Raw genomic sequence first — 17,493 nt, 5'->3', positions numbered from 1 at the left:
CATGTCCACGCTATCGACCACCCTGATCGACCTGCCGCTGTTTCCGCTGCACACGGTGCTGTTCCCCGGTGGCTGGCTGCCGCTCAAGGTGTTCGAGGCGCGCTATCTCGACATGTCCCGCGCATGCCTGCGCGACGACGCACCGTTCGGCGTGTGCCTGCTGAAGAGCGGGCCCGAGGTCGCGCAGGACGGCGCCGTGTCGGTGCCCGAGACGATCGGCTGCATGGCGCGCATCACCGAGTGCGATACCGGCGAGTTCGGGATGCTGTACCTGCAGGCGATCGGCACGCAGCGATTCGAGCTGCTGTCGTATCGCGTCGAAGGCAACGGGCTGCTGGTCGGGATCGCGGAGCCGTTGCCCGACGACATTCCGCTCGAAGGCGAACAGGCGCTTGCGCAATTCGGCTCGTGTGCCGAGGTGCTGGAGCGCATCATCGAAGCACTGAAGAAATCCGAACCGGACAAGATGCCGTTCGGCGAACCGTTCCGCCTCGACGACCCGAGCTGGGTATCGAACCGCCTCGCTGAACTGCTGCCGCTCGACCTGCGTGCGCGGCAGAAATTGATGGAATTTCCGGACGTCGGCGCGCGGATCGATGCCGTGCACCACGTGCTCGACCGGCACGGATGGCTGTAAGCCGCGGTCGGCCAAGCGCGTCGCAGCGGCAGCGTCGAGCGGATCATCCTGGCTGGCGGGCAAAACACGCGCTGCGGCCCGGCGCTTCGGTGAGCGCGACCGCGCCGCGCCCTTCCCCGTTCTTTACAGCAGCGGCCCGCTCAACGCATCGAGCAGCTTGCGCACGGGCGCCGGCACGCCGTACGCATCGAGCCCCGCCAACGGCACCCACGCCGTCTCGGCATCCTGCGCGTGCGTGAACGGCAGCTCGCCGTTCGCCACATCGCTCAGTCGCGGCTCGATCTCGAGCCGGAAATGCGTGAACGTGTGCGTGAACGGCGCGAGCGGCACCGGGCCGCAACCGCCGAAGCCGCGTGCGAGTTCCGCGAGTGCCGCATCGCCGTCTGCCTGCGGCAGGCACCACAGGCCGCCCCAGATGCCGACCGGCGGACGCCGCTCGAGCAGCACGGCGTCGCCGTCGCGCAGCACGAGCATCCAGGTCTTGCGCGTCGGCACGGCCTTCTTCGGCCGCGCGGCCGGCAGTTCGCGCTGCCGGCCCGTCGATTGCGCGACGCAGTCGCCCGCGAACGGGCAGCGCGCGCAATCCGGCTTGCCGCGCACGCACAGCGTCGCGCCGAGATCCATCAGCCCTTGCGTATAGGCACTCACGTCGGCCGCGTTCGCGGCATCCGGCAGCAGCGATTCCGCAAGCGCCCACATGTCGTTCTCGACGCGCTTTTCGCCCGGAAAGCCTTCGACGCCGAACACCCGCGCCAGCACGCGCTTCACGTTGCCGTCGAGGATCGTCGCGCGCGCACCGTACGCGAACGAAGCAATCGCCGCGGCCGTCGAACGGCCGATGCCCGGCAGTTCGGCGAGCGCTTCCGGCGTCGACGGGAATACGCCGCCATGCTCGGCGACGACGACCTGCGCGCAGCGATGCAGGTTGCGCGCGCGCGAGTAGTAGCCGAGCCCGGCCCATAGCGCCATCACGTCGTCGGACGGCGCGGCCGCGAGCGCGGCGACGTCGGGAAAGCGCTCGAGAAAGCGCGCGTAATACGGGACGACGGTCGAGACCTGCGTCTGCTGCAGCATGATTTCCGACAGCCAGATCCAGTAGGGATCGCGGGTGTTCTGCCACGGCAGGTCGTGGCGGCCGTGCACGCGCTGCCAGGCGATCAGGCGCGTGGCGAACGTGCGGTGCAGCGGCGTGACGGGGAACGGAGCGGGAGCAATGCGGGGCGGCTTCAAGTGTTCGAATCTTTGGAAAGTGGTTGCAACGCGCGACTCAACGCTGACAGGTCGGGCAGAAATAGGTCGAGCGCTGCCCCTGCACGATCTGGCGGATCGGCGTGCCGCATGCGCGGCAAGGCAGCCCGGCACGATCGTAGACGAAGCAGTCGAGCTGGAAATAGCCGCTTTCGCCGTTGCTGCCGACGAAATCGCGCAGCGTGCTGCCGCCGCGCTCGATCGCGTCGGCGAGAGTCGCGCGCACCGCGTCGGCCAGCCGCTCGTAGCGCGGCAGCGACACCTTGCCGGCGGCGGTCGTCGGCCGGATGCCCGCGCGAAACAGGCTCTCCGACGCATAGATGTTGCCGACGCCGACGACCATGTCGCCCGCGAGCAGCGCCTGCTTGACCGACACCGTGCGGCCGCGCGTGCGCGCGTGCAGCAGCGCGCCGGTGAACGCCGGCGAGAACGGCTCGACGCCGAGGCTCGCGAGCAGTGGATGCGCATGCACGTCACCCGCTTCGCGCGGGTGCCACAGCACCGCGCCGAAACGGCGCGGATCGCGGAACCGCAGCACGAATTCGTCGAAGATCCAGTCGATGTGATCGTGTTTTGCAGCGACCGGCACGCCGGCCGCGGGCAGCACGCGCAATGTGCCCGTCATCCCGAGATGAACGATGAACCAGCCCGCGTCGACCTCGAACAGCAGATATTTGCCGCGACGCTCGACGGCGAGCACCTCGCGCGCGCGCAATTGCTCGGCGAGCCCCGCCGGCACGGGCCAGCGCAGCATCGCGGTACGGACGTCGACACGCTCGACGCGGCGGCCCGCGACAAAGGGCTCGATGCCCCGGCGCGTGACTTCGACTTCTGGCAACTCTGGCATGTTTTGCGGGTCTGAGACTGGATTCACGATCGTGCGTGTATTGTAGCGAGCGCGTTACAATCGGTTGAAACATCGAACGGATTTCCATGACCTTGCCCTCGAAGCTGCTTCTGAAGCGCCCCGCCGCCGTGCGCGGCGCGCGCGCCTTCCCGGTCCGCCGTGCGCTCGGCGCCGCGCTGTTCGCCGCGTGGACCCTCACCGCCTTCCCGGCTCACGCGCAGAATCCGGCATCGGACGACGCGGAGCCGCAGGGCGCGTTCGAGCACGTGTTGCCGGACGAGAAAAAGGATCTCCCGGGCGTCCCGCTGACGAGCCAGATCGTCTACCAGGTGCTGGCCGCCGAGGTCGCGCTCCAGCGCAACCAGCCTGCGCCGGCCTACCAGACCTACCTCGCGCTCGCCCGCGACACGCGCGACCCGCGCATGGCGCAGCGTGCGACCGAGATCGCACTCGGCGCGCAAAGCCCGGCCGACGCGCTGTCCGCGGCCGATCTGTGGCGCCAGTACGCCCCTGGTTCGAACCGCGCATCGCAAGTCGACGCCGCGCTGCTCGTGCTCGCCGGCAAGCCGGCCGACGCACAGCCGATGCTCGCGCGCGAACTGGCCCGCGCGACCGGCGAAACGCGCGGCCCCGCGATCCTTGCGCTGCAGGCACTGCTGGTGCGCGGTGCCGACCGCGTCGGCGGCCTCGCGGTGCTGAAGGACATGCTGAAGAACGACATGAACCGCCCCGAGGCACAGCTCGCGATCGCGCGGCAGCAACTCGCGGTCGACGACAAGGAAGGCGCGGCGCAGTCGCTGAAGCAGGCGCTGCAGATCCGCCCCGACTATCTGCCGGCGGCGCTGATGCTGTCGCAGATGGGGCCCGCCGAGCGCAAGACCGGCATCGCGTCGTTCGAGAAATATGTTCAGCAGAATCCGAAGTCACGCGATGCGCGCCTCGCGCTGTCGCAGCTCTATCTCGCCGACGACCGTCTCGACGACGCGCAGAAGCAGTTCGAGACGATGCGCAAGCTCGACTCGAAGGATCCGACGCCGCTGATGGCGCTCGCGTTGATCAAGATCCAGCAGAAGAAGCTCGACGACGCGACCGCGTACCTGAAGCAGTACGTGCAGCTCGGCGACAAGCAGCCGAACCTCGACGTCGGTCAGGGCTACATCTACCTCGCGCAGATCTCGATCGAGCAGGGCAACGACGCGCAGGCGTCGCAATGGCTCGACAAGGTCGACCAGACGAGCCAGCACTACCTGCCCGCGCAGATCACGCGCGCGCAGCTGCTGCAGAAACAGGGCAAGACCGACGAGGCGCGCAAGGTGCTCGACGACCTGCCGATCAGCGATCCGCGCGATGCTGCCGTGGTCGCACGCACCGATGCGTCGATCCTGTTCACCGCGAAGCGCTACCCGGAAGCCGAGGCGCGACTCGCGCAGGCGGTCCAGGATTTCCCGGACGATCCCGACCTGCGCTACGACTACGCCATGGCGGCCGAGAAGACCGGCCACTACGCGGCAATGGAAAAGCAGCTGCGCGAGCTGATCCGCACGCAGCCCGACAACCCGCAGGCGTACAACGCGCTCGGCTATTCGCTGGCCGACCGTAACCAGCGCCTGCCCGAGGCGAGCAAGCTTATCGACAAGGCGCTGTCGCTCGCGCCGAACGACGCGTACATCATGGACAGCCTCGGCTGGGTGAAGTACCGGATGGGCGACACGGCCGGCGCGACGAAGGTGCTGCGGCGCGCGTACGAGCTGCAACCCAACGCCGAGATCGGCGCGCACCTCGGCGAAGTGCTGTGGAAGAGCGGCGCGCAGGAAGACGCGCGCGTCGCGTGGCGTGCCGCGCAGAAGCTCGAACCCGACAACGACACCCTCGTGCAGACGCTCAAGCGCCTGCAGGTCAACGGCCTCTGATGCGGATGTTCCCGATGTTTTCCTCGTCTTCCCGCGCGCTGCGCACGCTGGCCGCGACCGGCGCCGTGCTCGCGCTCGCCGGCTGCGCGAGCACGCCACCGTCGGCGAATGCGCCGTCGGGCGCCGTGCTGCAAACCGCCGCGACACACGCGTACCATGGCCGCTTCGCCGTGCAATACAGCGACCGCCTCGGCCGACCGCAGAACGTGTACGGCAACTTCGACTGGCAGGAGCGCGGCGACGACGTGTCGCTCGAACTGCGCAGCCCGCTCGGCCAGACGCTCGCGGTCGTGAAGTCGACGCCGCAGGCCGCATCGCTCGAACTGCCGAACCGCCAGCCGCAATACGCGACGGACGTCGGCGAACTGATGCAGAACGCGCTCGGCTTCTCGCTGCCGCTGGCCGGCCTGCGCTATTGGCTGCTGCCGACGCCCGCGCCCGCGACGCCCGCGCAGACGGTGCGCGACCCGGCGGACACGACGCACGTCAAGCAGATTCGCCAGGACGGCTGGACGATCGACTATCTCGCCTACGCGGACGCACCGGCCACGGGCGTCAAACGCGTCAACCTCGTGCGCGCGACGCCGCCGCTCGACATCAAGCTCGTGCTCGACCAGTAAGCACGTGAACCTAGCCCCGACATACGCATGACCGATTCGACCCGCTCGCTGCGCAACTGCCTTGCGCCCGCGAAACTCAACCTGTTCCTGCACATCACCGGCCGTCGGCCGAACGGCTATCACGATCTGCAGAGCGTGTTCCAGCTGCTGAACTGGGGCGATACGCTGCACTTCACGCTGCGCGACGACGGTCGCGTCGCACGCGTCACCGACGTGCCGGGCGTGCCCGAGGAGAGCGATCTCGTCGTGCGCGCAGCCAACCTGCTGAAAACGCACACGGGCACCACGGCCGGCGTCGACATCGAGATCGACAAGCGCCTGCCGATGGGCGCGGGCCTTGGCGGCGGCAGCTCCGACTCGGCGACGACGCTGCTCGCGCTGAACCGCCTGTGGCAGCTCGATCTGCCGCGTGCGGAACTGCAGTCGCTCGCGGTGAAACTCGGCGCGGACGTCCCGTTCTTTGTTTTTGGAAAAAATGCGTTCGCAGAGGGTATCGGAGAAGAATTAGCTGAGGTAGAATTGCCGACTCGCTGGTTCCTGGTTGTGACGCCACGAGTTCATGTCCCAACCGCTGAAATTTTTTCAGACGAGTTGTTGACAAGAGATACGAAGCGCGTCACAATTACGGACTTTCTTGCACGGCAAAACAGCGATGCGGGATGGCCAGACAGTTTCGGCCGGAACGACATGCAGCAAGTTGTGACAAGTAAGTACGCGGAAGTTGCGCAGGTGGTCAAATGGTTGTATAATGTGACCCCCGCGAGGATGACCGGCTCCGGAGCAAGCGTGTTTGCAGCGTTTCACAGCAGGCACGAGGCAGAAGCGGCGAAAGCCAAGCTGCCCACCGGTTGGAACGGTGCAGTTGCCGAGAGCCTGAACGAGCATCCGCTCTTCGCTTTCGCGTCATGAAGTTTTGCTTTATCGGATGGCCTACAAGTCCGGTAAAGTTATCAGTTGAGTGTAGGGGAGTCGCCAAGTTGGTCAAGGCACCGGATTTTGATTCCGGCATGCGAGGGTTCGAGTCCTTCCTCCCCTGCCAAAAATTTTCCCGCATTTCCCGCCTAAGCCTGAAGCAGGTGCACGATGAGCAGCCACAGCCATGATGGCTTGATGGTCTTTACTGGCAACGCGAATCCCGCGCTCGCCCAGGAAGTCGTCAATATCCTTGGAATCCCCCTCGGCAAAGCAATGGTCAGCCGTTTCTCCGACGGCGAGATCCAGGTCGAGATCCAGGAAAACGTGCGCGGCAAGGACGTCTTCGTCCTGCAATCCACGTGCGCGCCGACGAACGACAACCTGATGGAACTGATGATCATGGTCGACGCGCTCAAGCGCGCGTCAGCCGGCCGGATCACTGCCGCCATCCCCTACTTCGGCTATGCCCGCCAAGACCGTCGCCCGCGTTCCGCGCGCGTCGCGATCTCGGCGAAGGTCATCGCGAACATGCTGGAAATCGCCGGCGTCGAGCGGATCATCACGATGGATCTGCACGCCGACCAGATTCAAGGCTTCTTCGACATCCCGGTCGACAACATCTACGCAACGCCGATCCTGCTGGGCGACCTGCGCAAGCAGAACTACTCGGATCTGCTCGTCGTGTCGCCGGACGTCGGCGGCGTGGTCCGTGCCCGGGCACTCGCGAAGCAGCTCAACTGCGATCTCGCGATCATCGACAAGCGTCGTCCGAAGGCGAACGTCGCCGAAGTGATGAACATCATCGGTGAAGTCGAAGGCCGCACCTGCGTGATCATGGACGACATGGTCGATACGGCCGGCACGCTCTGCAAGGCAGCGCAAGTGCTGAAGGATCGCGGTGCGAAGCAGGTGTTCGCGTACGCGACGCACCCGGTTCTGTCGGGCGGCGCCGCCGAGCGTATCGCCGCATCGGCACTCGACGAGCTGGTCGTCACCGATACGATCCCGCTGTCGGCCGAATCGCTCGGCTGCTCGAAGATCCGCTCGCTGACGAGCGCGAGCCTGCTGGCCGAAACGTTCTCGCGGATTCGCCGCGGCGACTCGGTGATGTCGCTGTTCGCGGAATCCTGATCGCGGACCGACACGACAAAGCATGCGCGGAAAGCGAAGCGGCAACGCTTCGCTTTTTGCACAATCGGACGGGATAGACGAAACCCCGTCCGTTTCATCGGGGGCCGCCATTTCGCCGGCCCCGTTTTACTGCCTGGTCGCGGGCAGCTAATGGAGAATCACATGAAAGTCGTCGCTTTCGAGCGCCAAGAGCAAGGTACGGGTGCGAGCCGCCGCCTGCGCAACGCCGGTAAGACCACGGGTATCGTCTACGGTGGCGAAGCAGCCCCGCAAAAGATCGAACTCGATCACAACGCGCTGTGGCACGCACTGAAGAAGGAAGCCTTCCACTCGTCGATCCTCGACCTCGAAGTGGCTGGCCAGTCGCAACAGGTTCTGCTGCGCGACGTGCAATACCACCCGTTCAAGCAACTCGTGCTGCACGTGGACTTCCAGCGCGTCGACGCGAAGAAGAAACTGCACACGAAGGTGCCGCTGCACTTCCTGAACGCTGAAGTCAGCCCGGCAGTGAAGCTGTCGAGCGCAATCGTCTCGCACGTCGCGACGGAAATCGAAGTCGAGTGCCTGCCGTCGGCTCTGCCGGAATTCCTCGAAGTCGATCTGTCGAAGATCGAAGCAGGTCAGTCGCTGCACGCGAAGGACATCGCACTGCCGAAGGGCGTGACGCTGGTCGCGCACGTCGACGCGGAAAACCCGGTTGTCGCATCGGCGACGGTCCCGGCTGGCGCCGTGTCGGACGCAGCAGGCGAAGGCGAAACGCCGGCTGCCTAAGCGGCCGCCTATGCGCCCGTTCGATCCGTTTCAATAAACGGTCGACGCAACCCGCCGCGGCTTGCCCGGCGGGTTTTTCTTTTTCTGCGCCCAGGCGGGCGCTGCCGCCTACGAAACGTCATGATCAAACTGATCGTCGGCCTCGGCAATCCCGGGGCGGAATACACTGCGACGCGCCACAACGCCGGCTTCTGGCTGATCGACCAGCTCGCCCGCGAAGCCGGCGCGACGCTGCGCGACGAGCGCCGCTTCCATGGCTTCTACGCAAAAGCGCGCCTGCACGGCGAGGAAGTCCACCTGCTCGAGCCGCAAACGTACATGAACCGCTCAGGCCAGTCGGTCGTCGCGCTCGCGAGTTTCTTCAAGATCCTGCCCGACCAGATCCTCGTCGCACACGACGAACTCGATCTGCCACCCGGCACCGTGAAGCTGAAGCTCGGCGGCGGCAGCGGCGGCCACAACGGCCTGAAGGACATCACCGCGCATCTGTCGTCGCAGCAGTACTGGCGCCTGCGCATCGGCATCGGCCATCCGCGCGACCTGATCCCGGAAGGCGCGCGCGCCGGCGCAAAGCCCGACGTCGCGAACTTCGTGCTGAAGCCGCCGCGCCGCGAGGAGCAGGACGTGATCGACGCATCGATCGAGCGCGCGCTCGCCGTAATGCCGATGGTCGTCAAGGGCGAACTCGACCGCGCGACGATGCAACTGCATCGCAACTGACTTCCGCTGCACCGGCATGGTGCAACGTGCCGTCCGGCGGCGCCGGGCGGTGTCTCCGTCGTGCGCAATCGCGCACCGCAGCGTCCACATGCGGTAATCTGGTCGCTTTTGCCCGTCAGGAGCCAAGCGGTGAGCCGTTACTGGAGCGACGTCGTTCAGCAACTCGTGCCTTACGTGCCGGGCGAACAGCCCGCGCTCGCACACCCCGTCAAGCTGAACACCAACGAGAATCCCTATCCGCCTTCGCCGCGCGTCGTCGCGGCGATCGCACGCGAACTCGGCGACACCGGCGACACGCTGCGCCGCTATCCCGACCCGCTCGCGCGCGCGCTGCGCGAGACGGTCGCTGCACATCATCGCATCAAGCCCGAGCAGGTCTTCGCCGGCAACGGCTCCGACGAAGTGCTCGCGCACGCGTTCCAGGCTCTGCTCAAGCATGACCGGCCGCTGCGCTTTCCCGACATCTCGTACAGCTTCTACCCGACCTACGCGCGCCTGTACGGCGTAGAGACCGCAGTCGTGCCGCTCGCGGACGACTTCTCGATCCGTGTCGAAGACTATCTCGACGATGCGGGCGGCGTGCTGTTTCCGAACCCGAACGCGCCGACCGGGCGCGCGCTACCGCTCGCGGACATCGAGCGGATCGCGGCAGCGAACCCGTCGTCGGTCGTGCTGATCGACGAGGCGTACGTCGACTTCGGCGCGCAATCCGCGATCACGCTGATCGACCGCCATCCGAACCTGCTCGTCGTGCATACGACGTCGAAGGCGCGCTCGCTCGCGGGCATGCGCGTCGGCTTCGCGTTCGGCGATGCGGCGTTGATCGACGCACTGAATCGTGTGAAGGACAGCTTCAATTCCTATCCGCTCGATCGGCTCGCGCAGGTCGCCGCGCAGGCGGCATACGAAGACACCGGCTACTTCAGTGCGACCTGCCGACGCGTGATCGACAGCCGCGCGCGGCTCACGCACGCGCTGGAGGCACTCGGTTTCGACGTCGTGCCGTCGGCCGCGAATTTCGTGTTCGCGCGCCATCCCGCGCACGATGCGGGCACGATCGCGGCAAAGCTGAAGGAGCGGGAAATATTCGTACGGCACTTCCGGGCGCCACGCATCGAACAGCATTTGCGCATCACCGTCGGCACCGACGCCGAATGCGACGCGCTCGTCGCGGCATTGCGCGACCTGATCGGCTGAAGCGAAGGGAGAAGTGGAACCGGCGCCAGGCGGCGCCGGCCCAGCAATTCGCGACGCGCGCGCGTCACCGCGCGGTCACTGCGCGTCGTCGCCCTTGGCGGCGATCAACGCGTGATACTTCGCCATCAACTGCGCATGCGATTCGTCATGCTGCGGATCGCGCGGAATGCATTCGACCGGACACACCTGCTGGCACTGCGGCTCGTCGAAATGGCCGACGCACTCGGTGCACTTGTTCGGGTCGATCACGTAGATATCCGGGCCCATCGAAATCGCGCCGTTCGGGCACTCGGGCTCGCACACGTCGCAATTGATGCACTCGTCGGTAATCATCAAAGACATACTGATCTCACTTCTTCAGGCCGGCGGCCGGCTTCGCGACGAAACCGGCCGGCGCCGCGTCATGCGGCCGGGCCTCCCATCGCGGCGACTTTCTCGGTCAGCCACTTCTCGACGGACGGGAACACGAACTTGCTGACATCGCCGCCCAACTGCGCGATTTCGCGCACGATCGTCCCCGAGATGAACTGATACTGATCGGACGGCGTCATGAACATCGTCTCGACGTCGGGCAGCAGATAGCGGTTCATCCCCGCCATCTGGAACTCATATTCGAAATCGGACACGGCACGCAAGCCGCGCACGATCACGCGCGCGTTGTTGGTGCGGACGAAGTCCTTCAACAGGCCCTTGAACCCCATGACCTTCACGTTCGGATAATGGCCGAGCACCTCGTTCGCAATCTTCAGACGTTCTTCCAGCGAGAAAAACGGCTTCTTCGCGCGGCTGTCGGCAACACCGACCACCAGCGTATCAAAAATGCTCGACGCACGCCGCACGAGGTCTTCGTGCCCGCGCGTCAGCGGATCGAACGTACCGGGATACACGGCGACTACCATGTCGCTCCTCCTGTCATCACGCAAACGGGGTGGCAGCCGTGCGACGCGCACGCCGCTGCCGAGATGGGCATGCGTCGCCTTTGCGGCGCGCCGCCTCGTATGGAACGCGCATTATTCATCATTTTCGCGCCGCAGCAAATGATAGTGAACCGCACCCGCCTTGCCGTGCTTCACCACCTGCCAACCGGCCAGCGCTTCGTGCGCGGCCGGGTCGAGCTCCGCGCCCGTCTCGACGTACAGCGCGCCATCCGGCGCAACGAGCGGCGCCGCCAGCGCGATCGAGCGATCGAGCACGGCCGGCTCACCGAACGGCGGATCGAGGAACACGACGTCGAACGCGCCCGGCGTCAGCCCGGCAGCGAGCCGCAGCGCGTCGGCTTCCGCGACCTCGACCGAGCGTGCACCGAGCTTGTCCTTGATCGCGCGCAGCTGCTGTGCCGCGCGCGGGTGGCGCTCGACCATCACGACGCTCGTCGCGCCGCGCGACGCAGCCTCGAATCCGAGCGCGCCGGTGCCCGCGAACAGGTCGAGGCAGCGCCGGCCTTCGAGATCCTGGCCGAGCCAGTTGAACAGCGTCTCGCGCACGCGATCGGGCGTCGGCCGCAGGCCGTCGAGATCGAGCACGGCGAGCGGCGTGCGCTTCCAGTCACCGCCGATGATGCGGATCGTGTGCGGCTTGCCGCGGCCAGGGGGGGCCGTCGGGCGGCCGGAAGAGGAACGGGACATACGGAATATCGACGACGGGGGGACCGGGTGCGCGGAGGGCGCACCGCCAAACAGGCGCACGTTACCACAGCGGCAGCACCGGCTGACGCGAGTGCGCCGCCGCACTGATAAAATGCACGGTTTCGGCCGCCGTGCGCACGCATGACGGCCCCTCGGGCGCTCCGCCCTGGCGGCGCCCCGCCCTCTTCCCGACGTCAGACCATGTTCAGCTTCTTCAAACGATTCAAGAAAACGCAGGAGCCCGACTCCGCGGAATCGCAATCGATCGATGCGCCGCAACCGGACGAACCGTCCGATACGCCCGCCGCCGACGCGCGCCAGGCGATCGAAGCGCCGCCAGCGCCCGCGCAACCGCAGCCGGCCGCGCCGGCTGTCGTGATGACGGTCACGCCGACCAACGACGGCAGCGACGAAGTCGTCGAAGCGGTCGAGATCGTGCCGCCGCCGACGCAGGACGCCTCCGCGAAGAAATCGTGGCTCGCGCGCCTGAAGTCGGGCCTCGCGAAGACGGGCTCGAGCATCACCGGCGTGTTCGTCAACACGAAGATCGACGAGGATCTGTACGAAGAGCTCGAAGCCGCGCTGCTGATGTCCGACGCCGGCGTCGATGCGACCGAGTACCTGCTCGGCGCGCTGCGCGAGAAGGTGCGCACGGGCCGGCTGACCGATCCGCAGCAGGTGAAGGGCGCGCTGCACGACCTGCTCGTCGAACTGCTGAAGCCGCTCGAGAAATCGCTGATGCTCGGCCGCGCGCAACCGCTCGTGATGATGATCACGGGCGTGAACGGCGCAGGCAAGACCACCAGCATCGGCAAGCTCGCGAAGCACCTGCAGAGCTTCGACCAGTCGGTCCTGCTGGCTGCGGGCGACACGTTCCGCGCAGCGGCGCGCGAACAGCTGGCGGTCTGGGGCGAGCGCAACAATGTGACGGTCGTCCAGCAGGAAAGCGGCGACCCGGCCGCGGTGATCTTCGACGCGGTCAGCGCCGCGCGCGCGCGCAGGATCGACGTGATGATGGCCGACACGGCCGGCCGCCTGCCGACGCAACTGCACCTGATGGAAGAGCTGAAGAAGGTGAAGCGCGTGATCTCGAAGGCACACGATGGCGCGCCGCACGAGGTGCTGCTCGTGATCGACGCGAACACGGGCCAGAACGCGCTCACGCAGGTGAAGGCATTCGACGATGCGCTCGGCCTCACGGGCCTGATCGTCACGAAGCTCGACGGCACCGCGAAGGGTGGCATTCTCGCCGCGATCGCGCGGCAGCGCCCGGTGCCCGTCTACTTCATCGGCGTCGGCGAGAAGGTGGAGGACCTGCAGCCGTTCAGCGCGGTGGAATTCGCGGACGCGCTGCTCGGCTGAACGCCGCCGGCCGGCACCGCACGGGGCGCCTTCGGGCGCCCTTTTTCATGCGCGTCCGGAAGCCGACAGCGGACGGCTGGCGGCCCCACGGCGTCATTCGGCGTCGGGCTGCACGCCGGGTTCGGCGGCCTTGAACGCGTCGAGCGTCGACGCATGATCGGCGATCCGCTGGATCGTCGGAAAGCGCGTCGTGTCGATCGAGAAACGGTTCGCGTTGAACACCTGCGGCACGATGCAGATATCGGCGAGCGTCGGCGTGTCGCCGAAGCACAGCTTGCCGGTGCGCGGATCGTTCGCGAGGCGCGCCTCGAGCGATGCGAAACCCGCCTCGATCCAGTGCCGGTACCAATCGTTTTTCGCTTCCTCGGACACCTTCAGCGTGTGCTTCAGGTACTTGAGCACGCGCAGGTTGTTCAGCGGATGGATCTCGCACGCGACCTGCAGCGCGATCGCTCGCACATACGCGCGGTCGACCGGCTGCTTCGGCAACAGCGCCGGTTCGGGATGCGTTTCCTCGAGATATTCGATGATCGCGAGCGACTGCTGCAGCGTGGCATCGCCGTCGATCAGCGTCGGCACGACCGCATCCGGATTCACCGCGCGGTAGGCGTCCTTCAATTGCTCGCCGCCATCGCGCAGCATGTGCACGGGAACCGTGTCGTACGGCAGCTGCTTCAGGTTCAGGGCGATCCGCACGCGGTACGACGCGGAACTGCGGAAATAGCTGTAGAGCTTCATGGGATGTCTCTCTGGAATTCGTATTCGGCCGGCGACGGCGTCCACGGCGCACGCGGCACCGCCGGGAACCCGAGTTTAGCGCGCCGCGCCGCGTCGGCGCGCGCAGCCGTGCCCGTGCGATACTCGGGGCATTCCTTACCGCTCACCGCGCGGCCCGATGCCGGCCGCCCGCCCCACGCCCCGATGACCGCTTCCCTCGACCCCGCAACCTCGCCGTTCCCTTGCGCCCGCTTCATCAAGGAAATCGGCCGCGGCCCGCACGGCGCACGCGCGCTGTCCGCCGAAGACACGTTCGAGCTTTATCGCGCGATGCTCGACGCGCGCGTGTCGGACGTCGAACTCGGCGCGATCCTGATCGCCTATCGTCTGAAGGGTGAAAGCGCCGACGAACTGGCCGCGATGCTCGCCGCCGCGCAGGCGTCGTTCGAACCCGTGCACGTGCAGGATGCCGCGTTCCGCCCGGTGTCGATCCCGAGCTACAACGGCGCGCGCAAGCAGCCGAACCTGGTGCCGCTGCTCGCGCTGCTGCTCGCGCGCGAAGGCGTGCCGGTGCTCGTGCACGGTGTCGAGCGTGATCCGGGCCGCGTGACGAGCGCGGAGATCTTCTCTGCACTGTCGATCCCACCGTCGGCATCGCACGATGCGATCGAAGACACGCTCGCGGAGCGCCGCGTCGCGTTCGCGCCCATCGGCGCGCTGGCGCCGCGCATCGCGCGTCTGCTGTCGCTGCGCGGCGTGCTCGGCGTGCGCAACTCGACGCACACGCTCGTGAAGATCCTGCAGCCGTTTGCACCGGCCGGGCTGCGGCTCGTCAACTACACGCATCCGCCGTACCGCGACAGCCTTGCGCAACTGTTCCGCGATCATCCGGACGCCGCACTCGGCGGCGCGCTGCTTGCGCGCGGCACCGAAGGCGAAGCGGTGGCCGACACGCGGCGCCAGGTGCAGGTCGACTGGCTGCACGACGGCGTGTGCGACACGCTGATCGAGCCCGAGCGCTCGTCGAGCGATGCGCCGCCCGTCGCACTGCCCGAATCGCGCGACGCGGCAACCACGGCCGCGTGGACGGACGCCGTGCTGCGCGGCGAAATTCCGGTACCCGACACGCTTGCGCGGCAGGTCGAGACGATCGTACGTATCGCCCGGCTCGCACCGTGACCGGCATCCGGGGCCGGCACGCGGTCGCGCCGGCCTATCGCCTATCAACCGACCATTTGACACGCGCACGCATCCTGGCATAGAGTTGTCGCCATGCGTTCCTTTCCGAACACCCTCCGAATTACCTCCGGCCGCCTAGCGCGGTCGCTATCGCTACGACTAGCCTAAGGCTGTCTTAGCGCCGTGTGCTGTCCGCACGGTCCCTCCCTGCAGTTCCTCGCAGCACCCTTCTCGCAGTTTTTACAACCCGAAGTCGTCAGCATTCGTCCGTCTATCCGTCGGTCGATTCGCGAAGATCATCCGCATCCGCAGCGCGTTTGCCGCGCCACGGTGCGAGGCAGCGCCACCCGTCGCCCATGCCGCCCGTCTTCGCTCGCGACTCGAGACCCGAGGTCCAGAAGATGAAGCGCAACCCGCAAGACAAGTACCGTCCGTTCGAACCCGTCCGCATCAATGGCCGCCGCTGGCCGACCCGCACCATCGAGCGTGCGCCGGTCTGGATGAGCACCGACCTGCGCGACGGCAACCAGTCGCTGATCGAGCCGATGAGCATCGAACAGAAGCTGGAATTCTTCGACATGCTGGTCGCGATCGGTTTCAAGGAGATCGAAGTCGGTTTTCCGTCGGCGTCGCAAACCGACTTCGATTTCGTCCGCAAGCTGATCGACGACAAGCGCATTCCGGACGACGTGACGATCGAAGTGCTCGTGCAGTCGCGCGAAGACCTGATCGCGCGCACCTTCGATGCACTCGAAGGCGTGCCGCGCGCGATCGTGCACCTGTACAACGCGATCTGCCCGTCGTTCCGGCGCATCGTGTTCGGGATGTCGAAGGACGACGTGAAGGCGCTCGCGGTCGAGGGCACGCGGCTCATCAAGGAACACGCGGCAGCCCGCCCGGACACGCACTGGACCTACCAGTACTCGCCGGAAACCTTCAGCATGACCGAGCTGACGTTCGCGCGCGAAGTGTGCGACGCGGTCGCGCAGGCGTGGCGGCCGACCCGCGATCACAAGATGATCGTCAACCTGCCGGCGACCGTCGAAGCCGCGAGCCCGAACGTGTTCGCCGACCAGATCGAGTGGATGGACCGCAACCTCGCGTATCGCGACAGCATCGTGCTGTCCGTGCATCCGCACAACGATCGCGGCACCGCGGTCGCGGCTGCGGAACTCGCGCTGCTCGCGGGCGCCGACCGCATCGAGGGCTGCCTGTTCGGCAACGGCGAGCGCACCGGCAACGTCGATCTCGTCACGCTCGCGCTGAACCTCTATACGCAGGGCATCGATCCGGGCCTCGATTTCTCCGACATCGACGCGGTGCGCCGCGTGGTCGAGCGCTGCAACCAGATTCCGGTGCATCCGCGCCATCCTTATGCGGGCGACCTCGTCTTCACCGCGTTCTCGGGCTCGCACCAGGATGCGATCCGCAAGGGCTTCGCGCAGCAGCGCCCCGACGCGGTGTGGGAAGTGCCGTACCTGCCGATCGACCCGGCCGACCTCGGTCGCAGCTATGACGCGGTCATTCGCGTGAACAGCCAGTCCGGCAAGGGCGGCGCGACGTTCCTGCTCGAACGCGGGATGGGCTTCACGCCGACGCGGCGCGTGCAGATCGAGTTCAGCCACGCGGTGCAGACGCTCGCCGACGCGTCCGGCGAGGAAGTGACCGGCGACGCGATCTGTGCGCTGTTCGCCCGCGAATTCTTCGAGACCGACGGCCCGGCCGCGCGCCACGGCGACGCCGCACGCTGGCAGAACCGCGACATCGCGGGCGCGCCGCCGGCCGGCGCGACGCCCGAAGACGTCGTGCAACGCACGGCCGCAGCCTTCGCGACGGCGGCCTGCGCGACGATCGACGTCGCCTCGTGCGAACACGCGCGCACGACGGACGGACGAATCGCGGTATCGGTCGGCTGCCGGGTCGGCGATGCACCGCTGCGGCATGGCGTCGGCGTGCACGCCGATGCGGCGAGCGCCGCGCTCGATGCGGTCGTCAGCGCGATCAACCGCTCGGCCTGGCAGTGCGCCGACCGCCGTGCGGCGGCCTGACCGGCAGGTTTTCGTTTCAGGGTTCGAACGTCAGCGAGCGGTGCGTGACCGCCCGTGCGTCGCGCGATCCGCGCCGCACGGGCAATGAAAAGCGGCCCAGAAGGCCGCTTCGGTCGGGACACGAAAAGGAGCGCCACGCGCGCTCATGTCTCGGTCGCGCACCGCGTCGCCTGCCACGCCAGCAGGCGCCACTGCCCCTGCTCATGGGTATGGACGGCGGTATAGGCGATCGGAAACACCAGCCCGCCGTTGTTCGTTTCCATCTCGATCAGTGCGCGCCCGGTGACGACGCAGGTTGCGTCGCCGACGGGCAGCAGGTCCTGCGACTGGATTTCGATCTGACGATAGCGGCGGCGGCCGGCGACGATGGCGTCGATGAACTGCTGCTTGGTTTCGCGTTTGCCGTTGGTGTGCACGAAGAACACCTTGTCCGACAATTGCGCCTCGAGCGCCTCGCCGTCCCCGTCGACCATCGCCCGGAACCGATCGCGCTCGAGCGCGCGAATCGCATCGACCACCTTCGCCATCGCCTGACTCCTCGGCAACGCGCCCGCCATGCGCGGGCG

The 17,493-nt window shown here is 66.9% G+C and carries 18 protein-coding genes and 1 tRNA gene; 12 read left to right on the top strand and 7 right to left on the bottom strand.

Translation table 11 applies throughout. The annotated features are described in order from the left end of the window. Position 1: 1 nt before the first annotated feature. On the top strand, positions 2–637 hold the full coding sequence (locus tag ACV22W_RS17975; protein ID WP_059526095.1) for an LON peptidase substrate-binding domain-containing protein: 636 nt from the start codon (positions 2–4) through the stop codon (positions 635–637). A 123-nt stretch (positions 638–760) separates the two neighbouring features. Here ACV22W_RS17975 and mutY read toward each other — a convergent pair whose 3' ends face one another. Then, positions 761–1,867 (bottom strand): A/G-specific adenine glycosylase, encoded by a 1,107-nt coding sequence (gene mutY, locus ACV22W_RS17970; protein WP_448020810.1) that lies wholly within the window; start codon positions 1,865–1,867, stop codon positions 761–763. Between the two features lie 37 nt (positions 1,868–1,904). Continuing rightward, positions 1,905–2,732, bottom strand: coding sequence for a bifunctional DNA-formamidopyrimidine glycosylase/DNA-(apurinic or apyrimidinic site) lyase (mutM, locus tag ACV22W_RS17965; RefSeq protein WP_059526099.1), 828 nt, complete (start codon positions 2,730–2,732; stop codon positions 1,905–1,907). A gap of 86 nt (positions 2,733–2,818) precedes the next feature. On the opposite strand from mutM, the gene ACV22W_RS17960 reads away from it, so the two are divergent. The 8 genes from ACV22W_RS17960 (at position 2,819) to hisC (ending at position 9,996) form a co-directional block, all read left to right on the top strand. Continuing rightward, positions 2,819–4,642, top strand: a complete 1,824-nt coding sequence (locus ACV22W_RS17960) for a tetratricopeptide repeat protein (RefSeq protein WP_448020808.1) — start codon at positions 2,819–2,821, stop codon at positions 4,640–4,642. Next, positions 4,642–5,262: a lipoprotein insertase outer membrane protein LolB gene (gene lolB, locus ACV22W_RS17955; protein ID WP_448020807.1), complete on the top strand. Its 621-nt coding sequence runs from the start codon at positions 4,642–4,644 to the stop codon at positions 5,260–5,262. The genes ACV22W_RS17960 and lolB overlap by 1 nt, the downstream gene beginning before the upstream one ends. A 27-nt stretch (positions 5,263–5,289) precedes the next feature. After that, complete coding sequence (gene ispE, locus ACV22W_RS17950; RefSeq protein WP_448020806.1) at positions 5,290–6,171, top strand: 4-(cytidine 5'-diphospho)-2-C-methyl-D-erythritol kinase; 882 nt, start codon at positions 5,290–5,292, stop codon at positions 6,169–6,171. Between the two features lie 53 nt (positions 6,172–6,224). Further along, positions 6,225–6,301 (top strand) — tRNA-Gln (locus ACV22W_RS17945). 44 nt (positions 6,302–6,345) lie between these two features. Continuing rightward, entirely contained in the window at positions 6,346–7,308 is a 963-nt protein-coding gene (locus tag ACV22W_RS17940; protein ID WP_059526106.1) for a ribose-phosphate pyrophosphokinase, read from the top strand. Between the two features lie 162 nt (positions 7,309–7,470). After that, entirely contained in the window at positions 7,471–8,079 is a 609-nt protein-coding gene (locus ACV22W_RS17935; RefSeq protein WP_059526288.1) for a 50S ribosomal protein L25/general stress protein Ctc, read from the top strand. Between the two features lie 120 nt (positions 8,080–8,199). Further along, positions 8,200–8,799, top strand: a complete 600-nt coding sequence (gene pth, locus ACV22W_RS17930; protein ID WP_059451462.1) for an aminoacyl-tRNA hydrolase — start codon at positions 8,200–8,202, stop codon at positions 8,797–8,799. Positions 8,800–8,928: 129 nt separating this feature from the next. Next, the gene (gene hisC, locus ACV22W_RS17925) at positions 8,929–9,996 is read left to right on the top strand and encodes a histidinol-phosphate transaminase (RefSeq protein ID WP_448020804.1); all 1,068 of its coding nucleotides are present in this window, start codon (positions 8,929–8,931) and stop codon (positions 9,994–9,996) included. A gap of 75 nt (positions 9,997–10,071) precedes the next feature. Here hisC and ACV22W_RS17920 read toward each other — a convergent pair whose 3' ends face one another. The 3 genes from ACV22W_RS17920 to rsmD all read right to left on the bottom strand — a co-directional run bounded on the left by ACV22W_RS17920 (position 10,072) and on the right by rsmD (position 11,621). Next, positions 10,072–10,338, bottom strand: a complete 267-nt coding sequence (locus tag ACV22W_RS17920; RefSeq protein ID WP_059681674.1) for a YfhL family 4Fe-4S dicluster ferredoxin — start codon at positions 10,336–10,338, stop codon at positions 10,072–10,074. Between the two features lie 59 nt (positions 10,339–10,397). After that, positions 10,398–10,895, bottom strand: coding sequence for a pantetheine-phosphate adenylyltransferase (gene coaD / locus ACV22W_RS17915; protein ID WP_006398238.1), 498 nt, complete (start codon positions 10,893–10,895; stop codon positions 10,398–10,400). Positions 10,896–11,006: 111 nt separating this feature from the next. Beyond that, complete coding sequence (gene rsmD, locus ACV22W_RS17910) at positions 11,007–11,621, bottom strand: 16S rRNA (guanine(966)-N(2))-methyltransferase RsmD (protein ID WP_059703347.1); 615 nt, start codon at positions 11,619–11,621, stop codon at positions 11,007–11,009. A gap of 201 nt (positions 11,622–11,822) precedes the next feature. On the opposite strand from rsmD, the gene ftsY reads away from it, so the two are divergent. Next, positions 11,823–12,983 (top strand): signal recognition particle-docking protein FtsY, encoded by a 1,161-nt coding sequence (gene ftsY, locus ACV22W_RS17905; protein WP_448020801.1) that lies wholly within the window; start codon positions 11,823–11,825, stop codon positions 12,981–12,983. A gap of 93 nt (positions 12,984–13,076) precedes the next feature. Here ftsY and maiA read toward each other — a convergent pair whose 3' ends face one another. After that, positions 13,077–13,721, bottom strand: coding sequence for a maleylacetoacetate isomerase (maiA, locus tag ACV22W_RS17900; RefSeq protein ID WP_448020800.1), 645 nt, complete (start codon positions 13,719–13,721; stop codon positions 13,077–13,079). A gap of 183 nt (positions 13,722–13,904) precedes the next feature. On the opposite strand from maiA, the gene ybiB reads away from it, so the two are divergent. Beyond that, positions 13,905–14,879: a DNA-binding protein YbiB gene (gene ybiB, locus ACV22W_RS17895; protein ID WP_448020799.1), complete on the top strand. Its 975-nt coding sequence runs from the start codon at positions 13,905–13,907 to the stop codon at positions 14,877–14,879. A gap of 401 nt (positions 14,880–15,280) precedes the next feature. Further along, positions 15,281–16,927, top strand: coding sequence for a 2-isopropylmalate synthase (gene leuA, locus ACV22W_RS17890; protein ID WP_448020798.1), 1,647 nt, complete (start codon positions 15,281–15,283; stop codon positions 16,925–16,927). Between the two features lie 143 nt (positions 16,928–17,070). Here leuA and ACV22W_RS17885 read toward each other — a convergent pair whose 3' ends face one another. Further along, positions 17,071–17,454 (bottom strand): nuclear transport factor 2 family protein, encoded by a 384-nt coding sequence (locus tag ACV22W_RS17885; RefSeq protein WP_059526129.1) that lies wholly within the window; start codon positions 17,452–17,454, stop codon positions 17,071–17,073. Positions 17,455–17,493: the final 39 nt, after the last annotated feature.

Source organism: Burkholderia sp. AW49-1 (assembly GCF_053427845.1).
Note: the sequence above shows the minus strand (reverse complement) of the source record. Positions and strands in the feature narration are given on the sequence as shown.